The organism is Brevibacillus brevis (assembly GCF_001039275.2).
Lineage (GTDB): Bacteria > Bacillota > Bacilli > Brevibacillales > Brevibacillaceae > Brevibacillus > Brevibacillus brevis_C.
In genome coordinates, this window is the sequence record NZ_CP030117.1 from 1,349,704 (window position 1) to 1,371,037 (window position 21,334).

Consider the following 21,334-nt stretch of genomic DNA (forward strand, 5'->3'; position numbering starts at 1 on the left):
CAAGGAGGAGTTAACGAGTATGAAGAAATCGGTTTTTGCAGTAACACTCAGCTTCGCATTGGGTACTTCTACATTCCTGCCGCTTGCTGCGCAGGCAGAATCCGAAAGCATCGTCTATAGCGCTGAGTGGGATACCCCCGAATTTATCGGAGAAGAGTTCGAGGCAGAAGACCTGGATGGCGAAGACAAAGTTTGGGGATTCCTGGAGCAACATCAAGATTCCTTCCGCATTGATGGAGATGTGAAAGATCACTTTAAAGTGCTAGATGAAGTGACAGACAAAGAGACAGACATGACTCACTACCGCGTACAAGAAATGTACGAGGGCATCCCGGTCTATGGTTATCAGCAGACGATTCACGTAAATGAGGATGGAAATGTAACAGCATTCCTCGGAAACTACGCGCCTGACCTGTCAGACAATGATAAGCTGACGAAAAAACCAAAACTCAAGGCAGATAAGGCGGTCAAAGAGGCCATCAAGGATTTGGAGGATGAGATTGACGAAAAAGTGGAGAAGTTCGAGGTGAAGCCAAAAGGGAACCTCTACGTATACATCCACGAAGATGAATCGTACTTGGCTTACGAAGTGGAGCTGAATTTCCTCGATCCGCTGCCAGGCCGTTGGAAGTATTTCATCGATGCTAATTCTGGTGACGTGATCAACAAATACAATATGCTCCATGAGATTACAGGAACTGGTACGGGGGTACTTGGTGACTCTAAGTCCTTCGAAGTAACGAAAGTAAGCAATACAAACTACACGGCGAAAGATACGACGCGCGGTAAGGGAATTGAGACGTACACGGCACGGAACAGATATACCCTCCCAGGCACTCTTGGCTCTGATACAGATAACAAATGGACAGATGGCGCACTTGTTGACGCGCATGCCTATGCACAGAAAACCTACGATTACTACAAAAACGCACATAACCGCAACAGCTATGACAACAACGGTGCGAAATTGATCTCCACTGTCCATTACGGTAGCAACTATAACAACGCATTCTGGAACGGCGTACAAATGGTATACGGTGATGGAGATGGAAGCGTATTCCGTCCACTGTCTGCTGGCTTGGATGTCGTCGCACATGAATTAACACATGCTGTTACAGAAAAAACAGCCAATCTGATCTATCAAAATGAGTCCGGTGCGCTAAATGAATCCATCTCTGATATCTTCGGGGCAATGATTGACGACGACGATTGGCTCATGGGTGAAGATGTATACACGCCAGGAACTCCAGGAGATGCTCTGCGCTCTCTCGAAGATCCAACCATTGCTGGTGATCCTGACCACTACAGCGATCGATATACAGGTCCAAATGACAACGGAGGCGTACACACGAACAGCGGTATCAACAACAAAGCGGCATACCTCCTCGCAGAGGGTGGCTCACACCACGGTGTAACGGTTACAGGCATTGGTCGCAATGACACAGCAAAAATCTACTACTACGCTCTAACTAACTACCTCAATCCAAACTCTAATTTCTCCGCGATGCGACAAGCAGCTATTCAATCCGCAACAGTTCTTTTCGGTGCTAATTCCCAACAAGTAGAATCTGTAAGAGATGCGTATGATGCAATTGGTGTGCAATAATCACTAAGATATTTCGTGTCACGAAATATTTGTCATACTATTAAAAATTGTCTTGCTCCTATTGTGGGGCAAGGCAATTTTTTGTATGTTGATGGTTAACCGCGTGTGTATATGAAGTTAGAAAGGAGTACCCCATGGATCATTTCAAGACCATTTTGAGACACCAGTATGATATAGAGGCTGTTGATGTTATTCCTCAGCAAGGAGGATGGTCGGCGCTTGCTTATAAAGTCAACAGCGACCAGCATTCCTATTTCTTGAAGGTCTATGAAAAAAGCAGAGCATCTACGCCCAAGTGGACAGCGTTGATTGACAAGTATGTTCCCATTATCCAGTGGCTATCACGCGAGACCAGACTACAAGGCAAACTTCCAGTTCCACTACTGACTAGAAACGCAGCGTATAAACATGAAGACGACATGGGCATCTACCAACTGTTTGCATATATTGAGGGAAAAACCATTGGGAGCCAACCGTTAAACTCGATGCAAGTTCGCCAGCTAGCAGAAATCATAGCGGAGTTGCATTTGTACGGGGAAGAAATACCGGTTAGTACGTCTGCAATCAAGGAAGACTTCCTCATTCCATTTGCCGAGCAGTTTAGAGAAATGCTGAATGACGATATCCATCGTCTGCCTGATGATGTGAATGAAATCGTCAAACCTTTTGCCAATATACTGGCTACCCGCATGAATGATTTGGAGATGATTGCCGAGGAATTGCGAGGCAGTGAGGTTATAATGAAGCTTTGCCATACAGACATTCACAACTGGAACCTGATGCAATCTGGTCAAGAGCTCATTCTCATAGATTGGGAAGGGTTGAAGCTGGCACCGGTAGAAGCCGATCTGATGTTCTTGGTAGATCAGCCTTTTTTGGAGGAGTTTATGGCTACCTATCGGAAGACACATACAAATTATGTGGTCAATCGACGAGCGCTGGAATTCTATCAAATCCGGCGTAGGCTGGAAGATATATGTGAACTGTTAGAGCAGCTTTTGTTTGATGAGCAAGAGGAGAAGGATCGAGTAGAGACGATCGGGCATTTGAAAGGGGAATTGAGTAAGTTGATAGGAGGTTAACATGATCGAGGTTGCTTACCTGAAAGGGTTATTCCTAAATAGAAGGGAAGATCTACATCTCAGATTGGGTGATATTGGTGATTTGCTCGAGTATGGAAATCCTAATCGGAATGACGTTATAACATTTACAAAGTATGCCCTAGAACTTGCGATTGCAGAAGAAAACTTTGATATAAAGGAAAGTTTGTTTTATCTACTCATGAATGCAGTAACATTTCAAGGAGTCGCAAGAAATGTAGAATGGGATCCATTAGCAGATGTTCTGCCAACACTAGACGACGCTATCCTTGACTATGCATTAACTATCCTCGGGTGTTCAAAAAACCGAAAATTTATAAAAGTAATTGAGCCGTACTTACAATCTCCGAACGATTCTATTAGGGAAACTGCGGAGGAAGCATTGGAGGAAATCAATGATAACGTAGAAGGATCTTCATAAGGAAATCAGCGAAGTAGACGAGTAAATCTGAACCTAAAATCGAACAGCTCTTGAGAGAAGCTGGCTTTACGAATATAGGCAGGTTTCATTCTACGGGACTTTTTGGGGGATGGATTTGCCATGTGGAATGAATGGCGGCGGCAGTCTTGGACTTTATTTCGGGGTCCGTGGTTGCCGCCTTTTCAAAATAGACAGACTATTATACAATTAAGGACATAACCGTTAATCAACCGATATTGGCTCTGCATAGAAGGAGGAGTGGCGCGTCATGATCAATTCGGATCGATTGTGGGATCGATTGGGACAGCTTGGCAACATTGGGAAGCAAGAAGCGGGCGGCATCACGCGGTTGTCTTTTACGCCTGAGGAACGTGCGGCAAAAGATCTCGTCACAGGCTTTATGAAGGAAGCGGGTCTCTCCGTTCGCGAAGATGAGGTTGGGAACTTGATTGGGCGAAAAGAAGGGAAAAATCCGGCCGCTCCTGTCGTTTTGGTTGGCTCGCATATCGACTCTGTACCAAATGGCGGCGATTATGACGGCCCACTTGGCGTACTGGCTGGCGTAGAAGTTTTACAGACGATGCAGGAACTTGGGATCGAAACAGAGCATTCGATCGAAGTGATCGCGTTCACGGATGAAGAAGGAACGCGTTTTGGTTACGGGATGATCGGGAGTCGTGGTATCGCGGGTCTGATCAAGCGGGATGAGCTGGAACAAGCAGACAAGAATGGGGTCTCGATTGCCGAAGCAATGCGGCAAACGGGGCTTGATCCGGACCGCACCAGTCTCGCCGCGAGAACTCCTGGAAGTGTGAAGGCATATGTGGAGCTACATATCGAGCAAGGCAAGGTACTGGAGAGCCGCGGGCTATCTGTTGGGATCGTGACAGGCGTGGCGGGCCCACTCTGGTTAAATTTCGTGCTAGAGGGAGAAGCCGGTCATGCCGGGGCAACGCCGATGAATTTGCGCCGTGATCCGATGGCAGCAGCCGCTCAGGTGATGCTCGCCATTGAGGAAGAAGCCGGACGGACAGGAACCAGTGTAGGGACGGTTGGAAGGCTGCAAGCATTCCCAGGCGGAGTGAACGTCATCCCTGGACGAGTCGAGTTTTCTCTTGATTTGCGTGACGTGGACGAAGCGATCCGCGATGAAGTGGAACAGCGCATTTACGAACGGGCAAAAGCGATTTGTGCCCAGCGCAATGTGAGGTTGAAAGTAGAGCTGCTGCAACGCATAGCTCCTGCTGTATGCTCGGATGATATCCAGAATGCAGTAGCCGAAGCGTGTGAGGCAGAAGGCTTGGAAGCATTTAGACTGCCGAGTGGGGCAGGGCATGATTGCATGCAGCTAGTTGAGCTGTGCCCGGTTGGCATGATTTTCGCTCGATCCAAGGATGGCATTAGTCACAACCCGGCAGAATTCACGACAAAAGAGGATTGTGCGAACGGAGCGCAAGTACTGTACCGCACCGTTTTATCCTTAGCAAAATAGGCATAAGAGATAGTAAGTGGGGGAGCCACGTAAATCAGGAGGAGAGCGGCATGACAGCAACGGCGGTGGTAACGCTTAATAAGGCGGTCGAAGAAATCAAGGATCAGGTAATCGCGTGGAGACGTTATTTGCACGAGAACCCTGAATTATCCTTCCATGAAGAAAAAACAGCACAGTTTGTGTATGAGACACTGCTTACCTTTGGGAACCTGGAAGTGTCCAGACCGACGAAAAACAGTGTAATGGCCAGACTGATTGGTTCCGAGCCTGGGAAAGTGCTCGCCATGCGCGCTGACATGGATGCATTGCCGATTACAGAAGAGAATACGTTTGAATTCGTATCGAAAAATCCGGGCGTTATGCATGCGTGCGGACACGACGGACATACTTCCATGCTGCTCGGAACGGCAAAGCTGCTGTCCGGGATGAAGGATCAGATCAAGGGAGAGGTTCGTTTCTTCTTCCAGCACGCAGAGGAAGTATACCCAGGCGGAGCGGAGGAAATGGTACAGGCAGGCGTCATGGACGGCGTAGACATGGTGATTGGTACACATCTGTGGTCGACGATGGAGTTTGGGACAGTGGGTATCTGCCCAGGTCCAATGATGGCAGCGCCTGATACATTCTGGATCACCGTTCTTGGAAAAGGCGGACATGCGGCGCTCCCGCATGAAACGATCGACAGCATCGCGATTGCGGCTCAAGTGGTGACTAATCTCCAGCACGTCGTATCCCGCAATGCCGATCCGCTCGATAATCTGGTTCTCTCTGTCACACAATTTGTGGGAGGAACGACACATAATGTCATTCCGGGTGCTGTAGAGATTTGCGGGACAGTCCGCAGCTTTGACAAAAATCTGCGCGAGTCCGTTCCGGGACTCATGGAACGCGTGATCAAAGGCATTACAGAAGCACACGGCGCGGGGTACAAGTTCAAGTACGAATTTGGTTATCGCCCGGTTATCAACGATGCCGAAGTGACGAAGTTGATGGAAGAGGTCGTGGAAGAATCACTGGGAGCAGAGTGGGTAGAGCATATGCGTCCAACCATGGGTGGCGAGGATTTCTCCGCCTTCCAGCAAAAAGCACCAGGCTGCTTCTTCTATGTCGCTGCCGGAAACAAAGAAAAAGGCATCACATATCCGCACCACCATCCACGCTTTACGATCGACGAGGATGCGCTCGAAGTTGGCGTAAAAATGTTCGTCAACGCAGCAAGAAAAATCGTGATGTAACCAGAGTGGCACACATGCAAAAAGAGCTTCCAGTCAAGAGAGACGGGAAGCTCTTTTTGGTGTGCGAAAGGCGGTATCAGACCTTAGTGGGTGAGCTCTTTTTCTTTGGTGTGAAATGATTTTTGAATCTGCGAAATTTGTCCGGCATGGATACCCGTGTGATACATGAGGCGACCCAATGCTTCTAATGGAGTAGAAGACCCCAATGGCGTTTCAACGGGCTTGTGCCAAGCGCCCTCAGGTAAGTCACGCATCGCATCGATCAAGTGTTGGTTGGAAGCGGTCATAAAATCAGCGAGCTCTTGCACGTTGGTAAAGGCAACTTTGGTTCCGGCAGGACCGTTTTTCGTCAACAGCTCTACGTCCGCTGGGATGCTCCGACCGAAAAACCATTCGGCAAACATGTACTCGACCTCAGCGCTATGGCGCAGCATATACCCGATGGAGACTGCATTCATGCTCAAACGCAAATCTTGTTCGGGCAAGTTTTTCGCAGTCTTGTGAAAACGTTCCTGGATGGTGAGCCAAAGTGTCAATGCGGTTGAATAGGTCATGAAAGATGCCCCTCCGTTAAGTGAAAAACGTCTCGACGTTTTTCATAGAAATTGGATGTGACCGCTTGCGGTCAGACAAACCGGTCAAGATCGGTTTGTTGATGTGTGACCATCTCGGTTAACGTGGACAAATTTATCGGCTGTCAGGTCAATGTCGTAAGCCTGACCGAACCCAGCTACATAGCGTCCCTCTGATGGTGTCAATTCGAACAAGGAAAAATCAAGGCCGCGCAGCATATCCATCATGCTTTTTCCAAATGACTGTGCAAACAGCTCGAAAATCTCATCGTAACCGGCGTTACCCAAATTCAGGGCTGAACACACGAAGCGAGCGCGTTGGCGAGCAAATAGATTGGTGGCTTTCGACTCGTCTTCAATGAGCATGACATCGACTGCTGGATTTTCTTCCATGTAGCGATAGTGATTCGCAATTTTACTAATGTAGATGTAGAACTTTCCATCGTATTTGACGAACGGGGCGTAGGAGAGAAACGGTTTTCCATGCTCGTCGATCGTGCTCAACATGAGTGTCTTCATGTTCGCAGCAAACGATTGGTACTGGACCTTCATCGCTTCCTTATCCATCGCTTTCATACGAGCACCTCACTTGTTTAATTTGCTTTTTTCAAAATGTGAATCCGCGGGCTACCGCTGTCTGACGTGTACTGAATCTCGGTTTCGACACCGTACACGCTTCGAATCATCTCCATCGTTAGCACATCTTGAGGTTTTCCGAAAACACGCAGGCCTCCGTCTTTGATCACACAAATTTTATCGCTGTAGGCGCTGGCGTGATTCAAATCATGCAGCACCATGACAACCGTCAGCTTCAAATCATGATTCAGCTTACGAACGAGCTCAAGCACATCCAGTTGATGGGCGATGTCCAAATAGGTAGTTGGCTCATCAAGTAACAAGATTTTCGGTTTTTGAGCCAAAGCCATCGTGATCCAGGCACGCTGTGCTTCCCCGCCAGACAGAGAGACGAGGTAGCGGTCCTTGTAGCTGAGCATACCGGTTTGTTCCAAAGCCCACGTGACGATCTCATAGTCTTCGCCACTCAGGCGCTCAAACCATTTTTTATGGGGAACGCGGCCGTATCCGACTAGCTCTCCTACGGTTACGTCTGACGGGCACGTGTTGGATTGGCAAAGCATGCACATGATGCGAGAGATTTGCTTCATACTCAGGCTGTTCAATTCTTGATCCGCAATACATACACGGCCGCTTTCACAAGGAATCAGCCGTGAAATCGCTTTGAGAATCGATGATTTTCCTGAACCATTTGGACCAATGATCGAAACAACCTCTCCTTCTTGGATATCGAGAGAAAAGTCATGGACGATTGTACGTGAACCGTAGCTGATGTTCAACGATTGCACCTGTAACATGTCACATGCCCCCTTTTCGCATCAAGTAAAGGAAATAAGGTCCTCCCACGATTGCCATCACAATCCCGGCAGGAATCTCCAAAGGAGCGAATGCCGTTCGACCAAACGTATCGGCCACAAGCAAGACAAGAGAGCCAAGCACGAGGCTAAATGGCAAGCCCAGACGGTAATCAGAGCCGACGAGCATGCGAGCCATGTGCGGCACGACTAGTCCGATAAACCCAACAAGGCCGACAGTCGATACAGAAACGGCTGCCAGATAGACCGCGATGATCGAAAGAGAGAGGCGCAAGCGATGCAAGTTCTGCCCTAAATTGTGAGCGACTTGTTCTCCAAGGCGTAAAATGTTTGCCTGCCTGATCGATAACAGCGCTGCGATCCACCCGACGATCGAGTAGGGAAGCATCATCATGACATCGCCCATGCCTTTTCCAGACAGACTGCCATTCATCCATTGCAGCGCACCAGGCAGCTTGTCACTGTACAGGATGGACCATAACCCGATTGCTCCACCGAAGACAGCGTTGACGGCAACCCCCGATAATATAATGCGCACAGGTGTTAATCCGCCCTGTTTTTTCCAAGCCATGGAGTAGACCATGCCTGCGGCTACTCCGCCGCCAATGATGGCAGCTAAGGGTATCAAGTAAGAATAGTCGGGCACGACCAGCATGATGAACAACACCGTAACGGCTGCCCCGCTGGATACCCCCGTCAAACCTGGATCGGCAAGCGGATTTTGCATGACTGCTTGCAGCAGGGCACCCGATGCAGCGAGATTGGCCCCAATCAATAGAGCAAGAAAAACACGCGGAATCCGGATATCCCACAGGATGGTTTGACTTGCGGCATCGCCGTGTCCGAGGATGGTTTCTATTGTTTCGGCAAGCGTGAGGCGTACGCTCCCCAGACCAATGGAGAGCAGTACAGCTACACCGAGCATGATGCAAGCTGTCACCAAGAGAGCTGCTTTCCTGTTCGGAATGTGCTGGGTCACAGAAAAAACTCCTTAATCGTTATACAGGATGTTTGCGAGCTCCTCGTAGGCAGCCGGAACTTTTACCAGTGAGGCGATCCCGAATGTGCTGTAATCGAGTGCTTTCATTTTGCCATTTTTGAATGCGCTCAGCTTTTCCCATGCGCCGTTTTTCTTCACGTCTTCTTCGAACTTTTTGGTCACTGCGCTCGGATCGCCATGCGCTACCAGTAAAATGACATCGGGATTGGCAGCTACGATCGATTCCATGTTGAGCGGCACGTATGTTTCGGTTTGTTTCAGAACATCGGAAGCGACGTTGGATGCGCCGAGATTACGGGCAAGGCTTCCGACAAATGTATTTTCATTCATGACCATAAGGGCTTCGGCAGAACCGAACAAGAACAATACTTTGGGGGCGGGCTTCCCTTTGGTTGCGTCTATAATCGTTTGTTCTTTTTCCATGATGGATTGGAGAAACGCTGTTGCTTTCTCTTCCTGCTTGAACAGGCGTCCGAGTGCGACAGTAGACAGTTTGAGCTCGTCGATTGAGTCTACAGGCAAGTACGCGGTAGGCAGTGCTGCGGGTTTTAATTTTTTATCGATGCTCGCTTGGATTGAGGTAGGACCGAGAATCACGTCAGGCTGAAGCTTCGCGACCTGCTCCAAATCAGGCTGGTGAGAAGTGCCGATACGCGGAACATTGTCAAGGGAGGCTGGCAGCTTGCTGCTTGTCGTCGGTACGCCTACCGGAGTGACACCCAGTTCGTTCAGTAACTCGGTAATCGCTACGGAAACGGTCACGACTTTTGTAGGTGGCTGGGCTTTGAATTGGGTGAGTAGATCTTCTACCTTCTTTTCATCTACGCTGATTGTATGGACGGCTTGTTTGCTTGATGTCGACGAGTCCGACTGTGAGCTGCTAGCAGCTTGTTGTGTGACAGCTTCAGGGGACGCGGAATTGCTGCATCCAACTACACCTGTCAATAGCAAAGCAATCATCCCGGTTTTCCATCCTGCATGTTTCAATGTACGAAGCCTCCTGAGAATTTATGATAATGAGAATCAATCTCTTTTGAGTCGATTATGATTATATAGAGAATGATTACTATTATCAATAAAAAATTTCCATAGAAAAGAATGGCGAAAACAGGAGGAAAACCGGGGGAAAAAGAGGAAAGTAGAGGTGTTTTGTGCTAAGAGAGAAGGTTGCCCGGAGTAATTGAATGGAGCGTATATCATGCGGAAGTGGCCATTTCGTAAGCGAGGCGTCCGGGCATCCCAAGTCGCTGGCTGCGAGAAAAAAGAAGGCAACAATGTAAATCTTGCAGCCGTCTAGCGAATCCGAAAAAGCTTCTGCCAGATCGAAGTTTTCCGTTCAGCGTCCCTGATTTTGGCTAACTCGATTTTGGCATCCATAATGTCATTCATTGCCTTGGTCAAGCGGCGATCACGTTCCTTCAGGTTGTTGGTAATATAGGTTTCCTGCTTTTCTACACGAGCTAGCAGCGCTAAGTAGGCGGCGTCTTGTTGCTGGACATGAGAAGCCAAGGCATGCAGCTTTTCATCCAGCTCTTCAAGGGCAGCAGTATGATTCAAAGCCGGATGTGAGGAAACAGGGGGGAATGCAACCGCAACGGCCGTTTCCTTACGAGCGGGTTCAAGGGAGCTTTGCGTAGCAACCATTTGGGCAGCTTCATCTTGCGGAATGAGTTGATCCTTTGTTAAACTATAAAACCGCTGAAGACACGTAATATCTGTCTGCCTGTACTCCCGACGATTTTGATTATCCCGCAAAAACCAGTAGCCGTGCTGTTCCAAGAGCATGCTCCACTTGCGCAAGGTGCTCGCTCCGATGCCTAACAGTCCCGCAACTTCTCTGCCACTGTATGTTCTCTCCCGTGCCAATAACTCGATAACTTCTCCCATGGAAATCCCTCCTCTGGCGTAAGTCCGCTCATCTCTTGCTATACCGTTTCTGTACGTGAAAATGGTTTTCCTCTTGGAATCGTGCGACAAAATCTCACAGTGTTCGTAAGCAGTGTGCTGATTTGGCGTCAATTTGTCACCAGACGACAAAGTTGTTGGCAAAATGAGGACAAATGACGGACGGGTACAAGTACATTTTCTCTTTAACTCCGCATGTGCTCAGTAGGGCTATGCCAAATGTTCATAGGATGCATGAGAAGGAGGGATTAACCATGGCATTCAAAGATCAGGTAAAAAAATTCGAAGGCAGAAATGTTAGGGTTGCCACTGTAGACGGCACTTTTTTTGGTCGTCTAGTACAAGTAAAATCGACCACCATTATTTTGGAAGAGCGCAATGGTAATCGCCGCACCATTATTCGTGATTCGAAAATTGTTGCCGTTACAGAGCATGACGGCGACGATTGCTAAGTACTGATTGTAGAAAAATAGGATTTGTTTCTCAGGCTGTCGAGTGATCGACGGCCTTTTCTATTCTTTACACCCTGCGGCATGGTAACATTAAAGGGACTGAAAAAACGCTGCGAATAGAGGGGGTAACACTATGTTGGATATTCGGTTTCACGGACATTCTTCCGTGCAGGTAACAAGTGAAGGGCATTCGATCATGATTGATCCATTTATTTCAGGAAGCCCAGTGGCAGCAACCAAGCTGGAAGACATCTCTGTTCAGTACATTCTTCTAACACATGGACACCAGGATCATATTTTGGATGCGGTAGAGTTGGCCAAGAAAAACGATGCGACAATCGTTGCAACCCATGAGCTTGCTACCTATTTGAGCTGGCAGGGAGTCAAGACCATCTCGATGAATCTGGGAGGCTCTATCAAACTGCCATTTGGAAAAGTGAAAATGACACAGGCGTTCCACAGCTCCGGTGTCGTGCTGGATGATGAGAAACAAATCGTGTACATGGGAATGCCAGGGGGCTTTGTGATCGAGCTAGGTGGAAAAACGCTCTATCACGCAGGGGATACAGGATTGTTCGGTGACATGAAGCTAATCGGAGAGCGTCATAACATCGATTTGGCGTTCCTGCCGATTGGAGATGTGTTCACAATGGGACCTGAGGATGCACTCGTTGCTGCCGAGTGGGTACAAGCCGATTTTGTTGTCCCAATTCATTACGATACATTCCCGCCGATCAAACAGGATGGGGAAGCGTTCGTAGCCGAGCTGGCTGAAAAAGACATCAGAGGCAAGGCATTGAAGCCAGGGGAGACATTGCGTTTGCCATAACACGATCTTGATACATAGAACCGCTAATCTACCGAGGGTGAGATTAGCGGTTTTTTTATGGGGGTTCTAGGTATGTGGCTGCGGTGGGGAGAAGAATATTTCCAGACTAGGCTCCAGGCTCCGTCCCGCTGGGGGTTGGGACTGTCCGCTCCGAAGGGATTTGCGGGGAAACGCAAAAGTGGTAGCCGCTTCGTCGTATGGGCACGTTGCGTTTCTTTTGCCCGCAAATCCCTTCTCCGCTCGGTAGGACTCCACAAGTCGCTACGTCTGGAAATATTCTTCTCTGTCGGAACTGATTATGTTCTTCCATCTTTTAAAAAATCGGATCACACGGAAAGCTCGTAGAGGAAACAGGAGAAAAAAGCGAAGATCTTAGGGACACCGACCGAGGCGCAATGAAAAAAAGAGAAACAAGCTCTTAGCGTCCACCTCTGAGACGCCTCCTGAACGGACGACTTTGGACGCGGGTTTCGCTTTTTTTCATGGAGCCGGGCAGTCAATCCCACAGGGGGTGGACCTAGAAGCTGAGCGTTTTCTCCTGTTTCCTCCCCAGCACTACAGCAGCAACTTGAGGTTCCCGTTATGTAGCTGCGGTGGGGAGAAGAATATTTCCAGACTAGGCTCCAGGCTCCGTCCCGCTGGGGGTTGGGACTGTCCGCTCCGAAGGGATTTGCGGGGAAACGCAAAAGTGGTAGCCGCTTCGTCGCAGGGGCACATTGCGTTTCTTTTGCCCGCAAATCCCTTCTCCGCTCGGTAGGACTTCACAAGTCGCTACGTCTGGAAATATTCTTCTCTGTCGGAACTGATTACATTCTTCCATCTTTTCAGGCATTTAAGACCCGGTTAACACGGAAAGCTCGTAGAGGAAACAGGAGAAAAAAGCGAAGATATTTGGTACACCGACCGAGACGGAATGCAAAAAGCGAAACACGCCCTTAAGCGTCCACCTCTGAAATACATCCTGAAAGGACCACTTTGGACGCGGTTTCGCTTTTTGCATGGAGGCGGGCAGTGAATCCCCCAGCGGGTGGGACAAGAATCTAAGCGTTTTCTCCTGTTTCCTCCCCGGCACTACAGCAACGTACCAAAAAGTTTTTTATACCAAAAAAGAAATCTCTGAAACTAGCATGAAAAGAACAGGACCACTCATAGATATAAAAGAGTAACGAAGAGTAAAGAAGAAAGGGTGACTTCCTGGATGAGATTGGTGCACAATAGTCTTCTATTTCTTGCGGGAGTGGTCCTCTATTCACTGGGTGGTCTTGCTTTTCCATACGGTGGGGACTGGTATGATTCCCTGGCCAAGCCCGATGGGACACCGCCAATTTACTTGTTCCGTATCATCTGGCTCATTTTATATGCACTCATAGCATGGTCGCTCCTGATCTTGATTCGAACCAGGCAGATAGACCGCGAGCTTTTGCTTCTATATGGAATCAATTGGTTTTTTCATCAACTTTTTTTCGTATTGTTTATCGGCTATCAACTGCTCGTGTTGGCTGCGCTGGATACCATTCTGGTGATGTATTCCACATGGGTGCTGATTCGCGCCATTCGTCCCCACCACAAAATTGCATCCTCACTGCTCATTCCCTCTTTCATGTGGAGCTTGTTTGCGATGTGTCTCGCGGTTGGCTTCTGCCTGCTCAACCTGTGAGAGCACAAAATAATTACAGGCCCTCTACGAGTCGGCTGGCTCGCGCTGTCGCTTCTCTCTTTATTTCCTCCCAATGAAGGGTTTGGAATTGGCGCTGATACATCAAAATTTCTCCGTTCACAATAGTTGTATCCACATCGGCTCCTGTTGCGCTGTATGCAAGCAGGGCAGGGATGTCATGGACAGGCTGCAGGTGCGGTTTATCCAGATCGATCAGGATGAGATCAGCTCTCTTCCCGGCTTCCAGAGTTCCGACCTCGTGATCGATCGCAAGCAGCTTTGCACTTTCGATGGTAGCCATGCGCAAGGCTGCTTCGGCAGGAAGAACCGTCGGATCGCCGTGCTTGAGCTTTTGCATCCAAGTTGCGGCTTTGATCTCGGCAAACATATCGAGAGTCGTAGCACTGCCAGCACCATCTGTTCCCATCCCGACAGTGACCCCAGCCTCGATCAGCTCTCTGACAGGGGCGATGCCGCAGCCGAGCTTCAAATTGCTGACAGGATTATGTGCGACACCGCCTCTCATCCTGCGAAGAAGTGAGACATCGGATTCATTCAGATGAACAGCATGCGCGAGCAAGACGTGGGTGTCGTGGAACATGCCCAGTTCATGCAAATACTCCGTGGGAGTCTGATTGTACTGGGTCCGGATTTTTTCTCCTTCCTCAATCGTTTCAGCCAGATGGATGTGGAGCGGGATTTTGCGCTTGCGGGCAAGCTCGATGACTCCTTGCAAAGGCTTCGGAGGGCACGTATAAGGAGCGTGCGGACCGAGCATCGTCGTGATTCTGCCATCGCCGGCCCCCGTCCAGTTGTCGATGAGGTCTAAGGCTTCAGCCATTCGTCGTCCTCCGTCATCCTCGAAAAAGACCATGCCGCGAGTCAAGGAAGCGCGTATCCCGGAATCAAGTACCGCTTGGGCAACCGCATCCATATGCACGTACATATCGGCAAAAGCGGTCGTGCCAGAAGCGATCATTTCCGCGATTCCCAGTGTCGTTCCCCAGTAGACATCTTCTCTTGTCATCCGGGCTTCAGCAGGAAGCATCTTTTTGTCCAACCAATCCATCAGCTTGAGGTCATCGGAAAAAGCACGCAGCAAGGACATGCTGGCATGGTTGTGCGCGTTGATGAGACCAGGCATTGCTACCTTATTTTTAGCCAGTATGACACGGTCTGCTTCCTCTTCAAGGGATGGTCCGATTTTGGCGATTCGACCATCCACGATCCAAATATCCCCGAGAAATGGCTTCTCTCCCTCAACCATCGTCAATAACATGCAGTCTTTAATCAGTAACGTTTTCATGGGAAAATCCTCCTTTTTATTCCTGGTAGCGATGCAAGCGTAAAGCTTGACGCCGCGAGAAAGTCAAGGAGGGAATTTTTAGAAAAGGAGAGAACAAATTCAGAAGAGTTGTGCTGAGCTTCGTGATTTTGAAATATTGTTTATTAGATAACAATTGACTAGAGAAATAATGCTACATAAAATGTAGATAAGATTTGGGGGAAGAAAGCGATGTCACATATGTTAAATGGAGGGCTTGTCGGCCTACAAGCAATCTTGGATCAATTGAAGCCTTCAGAGCGAAAAGTCGCTGATTATATCCTGGCTCACCCGGAAGATGTCGTGAAGCTTTCTGTCCAAAAACTGGCGGAATATAGTGGGGTTTCCGAGGCGACGATTATCCGTTTGGCTCGCTCTCTTAATATGAAGGGATATCAGGAGCTGAAGCTGCGCGTCGCGGGAGATTTGACGAAACAGACGGCGATGGGCAGCTATCAGGAGATTATGATGGAGGGTTCAGTTGAATCGATTATGCAAGCGGTCAGCTGGAACAACATTCAATCCATCCAGGATACGCTCTCCGTCTTGTCCAACGAAGAAGTAAAGAAAGCAGTCGACGTGTTGTCGGTAGCCAGGAAGATCGATGTCTACGGGGTCGGTGCATCCGCAGTCATTGCTGACGATATCCGGCAAAAATTTTCGCGGATTAACTTGTGGTGTGAGGCTTATTCGGATTTTCACGCACAATTGACGTCGGCAGTCACTTTAACGGAAAAAGACGTGGTTATCGGCATATCTTATTCAGGACAGACCGAAGACATTATTCAATCGCTGACGGAGGCCAAGCAGCAGGGAGCGACCATCATTACCCTGACCAAATTCGGACCCTCGCCAGTAGCCGAACTAGCCAACATTCGGCTGTTCACCAGCTCGGTAGAAAAAAGCATTCGCAGCGGAGCCATGGCTTCACGCATTGCTCAATTGAACGTCATCGATATTTTATTTATTACCATGATCAGCAGGATGCAAGAGCAAGTCATTCCCCTGTTGGAAAAATCAAGGCTTGCTGTCAGCCGAACGAAACGCTCATCGACGTAGGAGAAGGGAGGGAAGACGTGGACGATTTGGAGCTGCTATTGCAAGGATGGGTGGACAACGGTTTGCTGCCGGGAGCTGCCTTGCGAATCGTGCGTGATCGTCGTATCTGGTATGCGTGTGATGTCGGAACGACGAGTATTACCAAAGACCAGCGGGTGACGCCGGATACCATGTTTGACCTGGCGTCGCTCACCAAAGTGACGGCGACGCTGCCGGCTATCCTTTTGCTCGTGCAGGAGAGAGTGATAGCGCTAGATGATCAGATTGGTCGATTTTTCCCCGATTGTCCCGCTGATAAAAAGCGGATCACACTCGCACAACTGCTCGCACATACCTCAGGAATGCCGGCAGATTTGGCAGAGAGAAGGCGCGATAGCGAGATCGATTTGCCAGAGCTATTGTATGCGCAAGAATTGATTCACGAGCCAGGGGCCCAGGTAGTTTACAGTGATTTGGGCATGATCTGGTTGGGCCTCGTTATCGAACAAGTAACCGGAGAGCGCTTGGACCAGTTTGTTACCCGGCGCCTCTTCACCCCATTGGGCATGGCACAAACCGTTTACTGTCCAAATCAGCAAATTTATCGGAATATTGCGTCTACTGAGTATTGCCGTCTCACTAACTCCTACATTACAGGCGAGGTTCATGATGAGAAAGCATTTGCGATGGGAGGGGTTGCCGGACATGCTGGACTATTTTCAACGGCTGACGATCTGTGCCGATACGCGATGAGCTGGTTGTACCAAGATCCTCGAATACTTGCGAGCGAATGGTATGAACTGGCGATTCGTAACCATACAGAGCAAGCAGGGGGGAATAGAGGGTATGGCTGGGAGCTCAATCAAGCTTCGACCACCTTGAGCTGTGGAAACGGCTTGCATCGTAAGAGCTTCGGGCATACGGGCTTTACTGGAACCAGTATGTGGATCGATCCGGAGCAACAGTTTGCTGTCATCTTTCTTACCAACGCCGTTCATCTAGGCCGCAATCATCAGCTTCGGCAATTACGACCAATTTTGCACGATGCGGTTACGGCTCAGCTTTTGCAGACCTAAGGGAAGAAAAAGGGGAGGGTTTCGCATGAAGCAATTTCGTTTTCGCTATGTAGCTTCAATCGTGTTGGCTGCAGTTATGGTAGTGACAGGATGTAGTAGTGGAGGAACCGAAACAGAGTCTGGCGGCGGGCAGGGTGGAGGACAGCAGGTAACACTCTCGATGCATAGCTGGCGTGTAGAAGACACAGAGGGCTACAAAGCCATCATCAAAGCTTTTGAGGCAGACAATCCGAATATCAAGATCGACTTCAAACCATTCAAAGCAACGGAGTACAATACCATCCTGAACACGGCGCTCCAAAGCGACAGTGGTCCTGATATTTTGCAACTGCGTCCCTACGCTCCAGGGATTACTCTGGCTGAAGCTGGACATCTGGAGCCCCTCGACAATGTGCCAGGTATATCTACCATACCAAAAGACGTGCTCGCAGCAGCCACAGGTAAAGACGGTAAAGTCTACGGTGTCCCACTATCCCTGAACTCCACGCAATTTTACTACAACAAGAAAATCTTCGAGCAAAACGGACTCCAGGCACCGAAAAGCTGGGATGAGCTGATCGCGACAGCCAAAACATTGAAGGAGAAAGGAATCGTCCCGATCTCTTTCGGAGCAAAGGAAGGCTGGCTCCTCTCTCTCAGTCATGGTGTGATTGCCCCTGCTAGCTACAGCGGAACGAATTATCTCGACAAGCTGCTAAAAGGAGAAAGTGACCTGAAAAGTGCCGAGTTCCTCCAATCTGTGCAGCGTATGCAAGAACTTATTCCTTATTTCCCGGAAAATTATGTAGGTCTCGAATTGAATGATATGCGGACGTTGTTCGCCACGGAAAAAGCAGCGATGTTCATCAATGGCAGCTTTGAACTGGAAGGAATCAAAAAGCTCAACCCCGATTTGCCACTTGATTTCTTTCCAATGCCAACCAATGACGGAAAACATGTCCTGACAACCTGGGTCGATGGTTCCTATGCCGTCAATGCCAAGTCCAAACACAAAGCAGAGGCATTGAAGTTCATGGAATTCATGGCGACGAAAAAGTTCGGGGAGCTATTCGCAAATCAGTTCAAACGAATCAGCGCGGTGCCAGGTGTATCGACTGACGATCCGTTGGTAAACAAGATGGCAGAGCTGTCCCAATCAAGCGCCACGCCCTACTTGATGGTCGTCAGCTTCGCGGAAGGAAAACCGACCACGAAGCAAACATTAGAAAATGCCCTCCAAGGCATGTATTTAGGCAAGCTCACCCCTGAGCAGGTCGTAGAAGAAGTCCAAAAGTCGGCGGCTACCTGGTTTCCTCCCTTTAAAAAGTAGAAAATAGCAAACGAAAAGGGGAGTGGACCTGAGTTGGGTTCACTCCCGGCTTCTAAACAGACCGCGATGATTTTCATAAGAAGGGGTGGGTATCATCGAGACGGTAAACCGGAAAAGCATTCGAACAAAGGGGCAGGTGCGCTGGCTGATTCACTTGTTTCCGCTGCCCGCGCTTGTTATTTATACGTTGTTTGTCGTGTACCCGATCTTTTCGGCATTTTTGTACAGCTTGTACGACTGGAATGGCATCAAGCGCGGGGTTTTTGTCGGACTGCAAAATTTCATTACGCTGTTTACGGTAGAGCCTTTCAACGAAATGTTCTGGAATGCTTTACGGCATAACGTCTTCTACTTTGTGGTCGAAATGATTGTGCAAAATGGGATTGCCTTCGGACTGGCTTTTCTCATCTATCGCAAAATACGAGGTTCCGGGTTTCTCAAGATCGCTTATTTCATGCCAAGGTTGTTGTCTGTCATTGTGATTGGGTTTTTATGGAAATTAATTTTAAATCCGAATTACGGTGCACTCAATACCGTTTTGGGGAAAATTGGTCTCGAAGAGTGGGCCAGACCATGGCTCGGTGATCCGGATACAGCGCTTCTCGCGATCATTTTGATTAACTGCTGGTTTGGCATAGGCTTTGCCATGCTGATCTTTTTGGCGGGACTTCAGTCGATCCCGGAGGATTTGATCGAGGCGGCGAGGTTGGATGGGGCAACAGGCTGGCGGATGTTGTGGAAAATGATTTTGCCGCTGTGCATGCCAGCAATCACGATTATGACGATATTCACGTTCATTCAGGCCTTTGAAGCGTTCGAGCTCGTCTACGCCATGCAAGGCTCGATGGGTGAGCCGTTTTATTCGACGGATACGCTGGCTGTTTACTTTTATCGCATGGCATTTAGCAGCGGAGCTGGGGATGTCACACTTGGACTCGGTTCGGCATTGGCTGTCGTGTTGTTTTTCATCGTCGGATCTGTGTCGGCGCTGTCACTCTATTTGATGAGGAAACGAGAAGTCCAACACTAGTTGCGTGTTCCTGAGTGGAAAGGAGGATGCGATGTGAAGATGACTGTGGGTGGGAGAGCTGTATCTTATGTGCTGGCGTATATCTTTGCGTTAATCGCGTTATATCCGATCGTACTGATGATTTCTTCTTCCCTGAAAACGAATATGGAGATTTTTGCGAGTCCGCTCTCCCTTCCGAAGACGTTTAGCCTGGATACGTATAAAAAGCTGTGGGAAGCGGTGCCTTTTGCTGACTTTTTGTGGAACAGTGTATTCGTCAGTGCCATGTCTGTCTTGTTGATTACGGTTTTTTCAGCGATGGCGGCCTTTTACTTGTCGCGCTTTTCCTTTAAATGGACAGGAGGACTATACTTCTTTTTCATTGTTGGCTTGATGATTCCGATCAAGCTGGGGATCGTTCCCTTGTTTTTGCTGATGAAGAATCTCGGGCTCTTGAATTCACTGTGGTCGCTGATTTTGATTTATACGGCGAGTGGCATTCCGATCTCCGTTTTTATTTTGACGGGCTTCTTTCGGACGTTGCCGATTGAGCTGGAGGAAGCGGCACGGATCGATGGGTGCAGCCATTTTCAGGTGTTTTGGCGTGTGCTCTTGCCACTGATTCGTCCGGCCTTGGCTACGGTGATCATTATTAATTTCATCCATGCGTGGAATGACTTTTTCTTCCCGTTGATTTTCATTCAAGAGGAAGCGCTCAAGACGATTCCGGTAGGCATGATGGTGCTTTTTGGAGAATATGAAACAGACTGGAGCCTGTTGTTTGCTGGGCTCACGTTGTCTGCCTTACCGATGATCGTCGTGTTTTTGATGGCATCGAGGCAGTTTATGGAGGGGTTGACGGCAGGTGCAGTCAAGTAATGGGGAAAAGTGGTTCATCGGGATCGATGGAGGCGGAAGCAAAACCAGAGCAGCGATCTGCAATGAGACGGGACAGGTTCGAGCAATTGTGGTGGGCGAATCATCCAACCCGCTCTCCAGGAGCTGGGGAGACGTGGAAGCTACTCTGCGCCAACTCATTGAGGCTGTAAGGATAAAAGCAGGTGCCAAAGAAGAGGAAGTAGCCAGCCTGTTTATCGGGCTTGGCGGTGCAGATCGTCCGCAGATTAGGGAAAGAATTCAGCATGCCTTTGTCGAAGAGTGGGGAGAACGGCTGTTGATTGATAACGATGTCATCGCAGCTCTTTACGCGGGAACATGGGGGCAGCCAGGCGTCGTTCTGCTTGCTGGTACGGGCTCGATTGCCTGTGCTTTTTCAAAAGAGGGGGCGCGGCACCGTGTAGGCGGATGGGGGTATCTGGTAGGAGATGAGGGCAGCGGGTTTGATTTGGGTAAAAAAGCGGCAATCGCCGTATTGCGCGAATACGATGGGCGCGGTGAATCGACCGTACTGACGGGACTGTTTATGGACCACTATGGCGTAGAACGTCCTGATGAGCTGATCAACCTGATCTACGGGGGAAGTAATCCGCGAATGGAGCTGGCAAAAACGAGCCAACTCGTGGAACAAGCCGCAACACTAGGCGATCCTGTGGCAAATGCATTGATCATGCAAGCAGTGGAGGATTTGCTAGAATTGGTCGATGCTTGCTTAAAACAGGTCCAGGAGCCTGTACCGGTCGTTTTGGCAGGAGGATTGTTAACTGCCGGTACAATCCTTCGGGAACAACTGGTTGCGAGCGCTTCGTTTCAAACGGTGATTCCCACAGTTTCACCTGTCGTCGGAGCACTGGTCGCGGCAATTACGAGGCTAGGCTTGGCTGTTGACGAAAAAATGGCAGAGCAATTGCGTGTCAGCGCAGCGATACTGGAAAAATCACACATTTAAATTTTTCGGGGGATGGAAACAACAGAGCGAATAGGGTAAAATTGGGTGAGAATAGGATTTGAGAACGTTGCA

21 protein-coding genes are annotated in these 21,334 nt (G+C 49.0%); 14 read left to right on the forward strand and 7 right to left on the reverse strand.

Annotation, left to right across the window (positions count from 1 at the left end; genetic code table 11):
* Nucleotides 1-19 precede the first annotated feature (19 nt).
* The 5 genes from AB432_RS07045 (at nt 20) to AB432_RS07070 (ending at nt 5,854) form a co-directional block, all read left to right on the forward strand.
* Nucleotides 20-1,606 carry a M4 family metallopeptidase gene (locus AB432_RS07045; protein ID WP_048031648.1) on the forward strand — a complete coding sequence of 529 codons (1,587 nt, stop codon included), beginning with the start codon at nt 20-22 and terminating at the stop codon, nt 1,604-1,606.
* A 134-nt stretch (nt 1,607-1,740) separates the two neighbouring features.
* Nucleotides 1,741-2,688, forward strand: a complete 948-nt coding sequence (locus tag AB432_RS07050) for an aminoglycoside phosphotransferase family protein (RefSeq protein ID WP_113732263.1) — start codon at nt 1,741-1,743, stop codon at nt 2,686-2,688.
* 1 nt (nt 2,689) lies between these two features.
* On the forward strand, nt 2,690-3,127 hold the full coding sequence (locus AB432_RS07055; protein ID WP_048031649.1) for a hypothetical protein: 438 nt from the start codon (nt 2,690-2,692) through the stop codon (nt 3,125-3,127).
* Nucleotides 3,128-3,395: 268 nt separating this feature from the next.
* Complete coding sequence (locus AB432_RS07065) at nt 3,396-4,619, forward strand: Zn-dependent hydrolase (RefSeq protein WP_048031650.1); 1,224 nt, start codon at nt 3,396-3,398, stop codon at nt 4,617-4,619.
* Nucleotides 4,620-4,669: 50 nt separating this feature from the next.
* Nucleotides 4,670-5,854 carry a M20 family metallopeptidase gene (locus AB432_RS07070; protein WP_048031651.1) on the forward strand — a complete coding sequence of 395 codons (1,185 nt, stop codon included), beginning with the start codon at nt 4,670-4,672 and terminating at the stop codon, nt 5,852-5,854.
* Between the two features lie 83 nt (nt 5,855-5,937).
* On the opposite strand, the gene AB432_RS07075 is transcribed toward AB432_RS07070, so the two are convergent.
* The 6 genes from AB432_RS07075 to AB432_RS07100 form a co-directional block, all read right to left on the reverse strand.
* Nucleotides 5,938-6,408, reverse strand: a complete 471-nt coding sequence (locus tag AB432_RS07075) for a DinB family protein (RefSeq protein WP_053079555.1) — start codon at nt 6,406-6,408, stop codon at nt 5,938-5,940.
* Between the two features lie 84 nt (nt 6,409-6,492).
* Complete coding sequence (locus tag AB432_RS07080) at nt 6,493-7,002, reverse strand: HugZ family pyridoxamine 5'-phosphate oxidase (RefSeq protein ID WP_048031652.1); 510 nt, start codon at nt 7,000-7,002, stop codon at nt 6,493-6,495.
* Nucleotides 7,003-7,019: 17 nt separating this feature from the next.
* On the reverse strand, nt 7,020-7,799 hold the full coding sequence (locus AB432_RS07085; protein ID WP_048031653.1) for an ABC transporter ATP-binding protein: 780 nt from the start codon (nt 7,797-7,799) through the stop codon (nt 7,020-7,022).
* Between the two features lies 1 nt (nt 7,800).
* On the reverse strand, nt 7,801-8,796 hold the full coding sequence (locus AB432_RS07090; protein WP_082195882.1) for a FecCD family ABC transporter permease: 996 nt from the start codon (nt 8,794-8,796) through the stop codon (nt 7,801-7,803).
* 12 nt (nt 8,797-8,808) lie between these two features.
* On the reverse strand, nt 8,809-9,804 hold the full coding sequence (locus AB432_RS07095; protein ID WP_048031654.1) for a helical backbone metal receptor: 996 nt from the start codon (nt 9,802-9,804) through the stop codon (nt 8,809-8,811).
* Between the two features lie 306 nt (nt 9,805-10,110).
* Nucleotides 10,111-10,704 (reverse strand): MerR family transcriptional regulator, encoded by a 594-nt coding sequence (locus AB432_RS07100; RefSeq protein WP_048031655.1) that lies wholly within the window; start codon nt 10,702-10,704, stop codon nt 10,111-10,113.
* 272 nt (nt 10,705-10,976) lie between these two features.
* On the opposite strand from AB432_RS07100, the gene AB432_RS07105 reads away from it, so the two are divergent.
* From AB432_RS07105 to AB432_RS07125, 3 genes are all read left to right on the forward strand, one after another.
* Complete coding sequence (locus AB432_RS07105; RefSeq protein WP_048031656.1) at nt 10,977-11,174, forward strand: hypothetical protein; 198 nt, start codon at nt 10,977-10,979, stop codon at nt 11,172-11,174.
* 133 nt (nt 11,175-11,307) lie between these two features.
* A complete protein-coding gene (locus AB432_RS07110; RefSeq protein WP_048031657.1) occupies nt 11,308-12,003 on the forward strand; it encodes a metal-dependent hydrolase in 696 nt (231 codons plus the stop codon).
* A gap of 1,198 nt (nt 12,004-13,201) precedes the next feature.
* Nucleotides 13,202-13,660: a TspO/MBR family protein gene (locus AB432_RS07125; protein WP_048031659.1), complete on the forward strand. Its 459-nt coding sequence runs from the start codon at nt 13,202-13,204 to the stop codon at nt 13,658-13,660.
* Nucleotides 13,661-13,673: 13 nt separating this feature from the next.
* On the opposite strand, the gene AB432_RS07130 is transcribed toward AB432_RS07125, so the two are convergent.
* Nucleotides 13,674-14,966, reverse strand: coding sequence for an amidohydrolase (locus AB432_RS07130; RefSeq protein WP_048031660.1), 1,293 nt, complete (start codon nt 14,964-14,966; stop codon nt 13,674-13,676).
* Between the two features lie 210 nt (nt 14,967-15,176).
* Between AB432_RS07130 and AB432_RS07135 the strand changes: the two genes are divergently transcribed.
* The 6 genes from AB432_RS07135 (at nt 15,177) to AB432_RS07160 (ending at nt 21,262) form a co-directional block, all read left to right on the forward strand.
* A complete protein-coding gene (locus tag AB432_RS07135; protein WP_048031661.1) occupies nt 15,177-16,043 on the forward strand; it encodes a MurR/RpiR family transcriptional regulator in 867 nt (288 codons plus the stop codon).
* Nucleotides 16,044-16,060: 17 nt separating this feature from the next.
* A complete protein-coding gene (locus tag AB432_RS07140; RefSeq protein ID WP_048031662.1) occupies nt 16,061-17,098 on the forward strand; it encodes a serine hydrolase domain-containing protein in 1,038 nt (345 codons plus the stop codon).
* 25 nt (nt 17,099-17,123) lie between these two features.
* A complete protein-coding gene (locus tag AB432_RS07145) occupies nt 17,124-18,407 on the forward strand; it encodes an ABC transporter substrate-binding protein (protein ID WP_048031663.1) in 1,284 nt (427 codons plus the stop codon).
* Nucleotides 18,408-18,543: 136 nt separating this feature from the next.
* Entirely contained in the window at nt 18,544-19,437 is an 894-nt protein-coding gene (locus AB432_RS07150) for a carbohydrate ABC transporter permease (protein WP_082196037.1), read from the forward strand.
* Between the two features lie 33 nt (nt 19,438-19,470).
* Nucleotides 19,471-20,295: a carbohydrate ABC transporter permease gene (locus AB432_RS07155; protein WP_048031664.1), complete on the forward strand. Its 825-nt coding sequence runs from the start codon at nt 19,471-19,473 to the stop codon at nt 20,293-20,295.
* Nucleotides 20,282-21,262 (forward strand): N-acetylglucosamine kinase, encoded by a 981-nt coding sequence (locus AB432_RS07160; RefSeq protein WP_048031665.1) that lies wholly within the window; start codon nt 20,282-20,284, stop codon nt 21,260-21,262. The genes AB432_RS07155 and AB432_RS07160 overlap by 14 nt, the downstream gene beginning before the upstream one ends.
* The last annotated feature ends 72 nt before the right edge of the window (nt 21,263-21,334 follow it).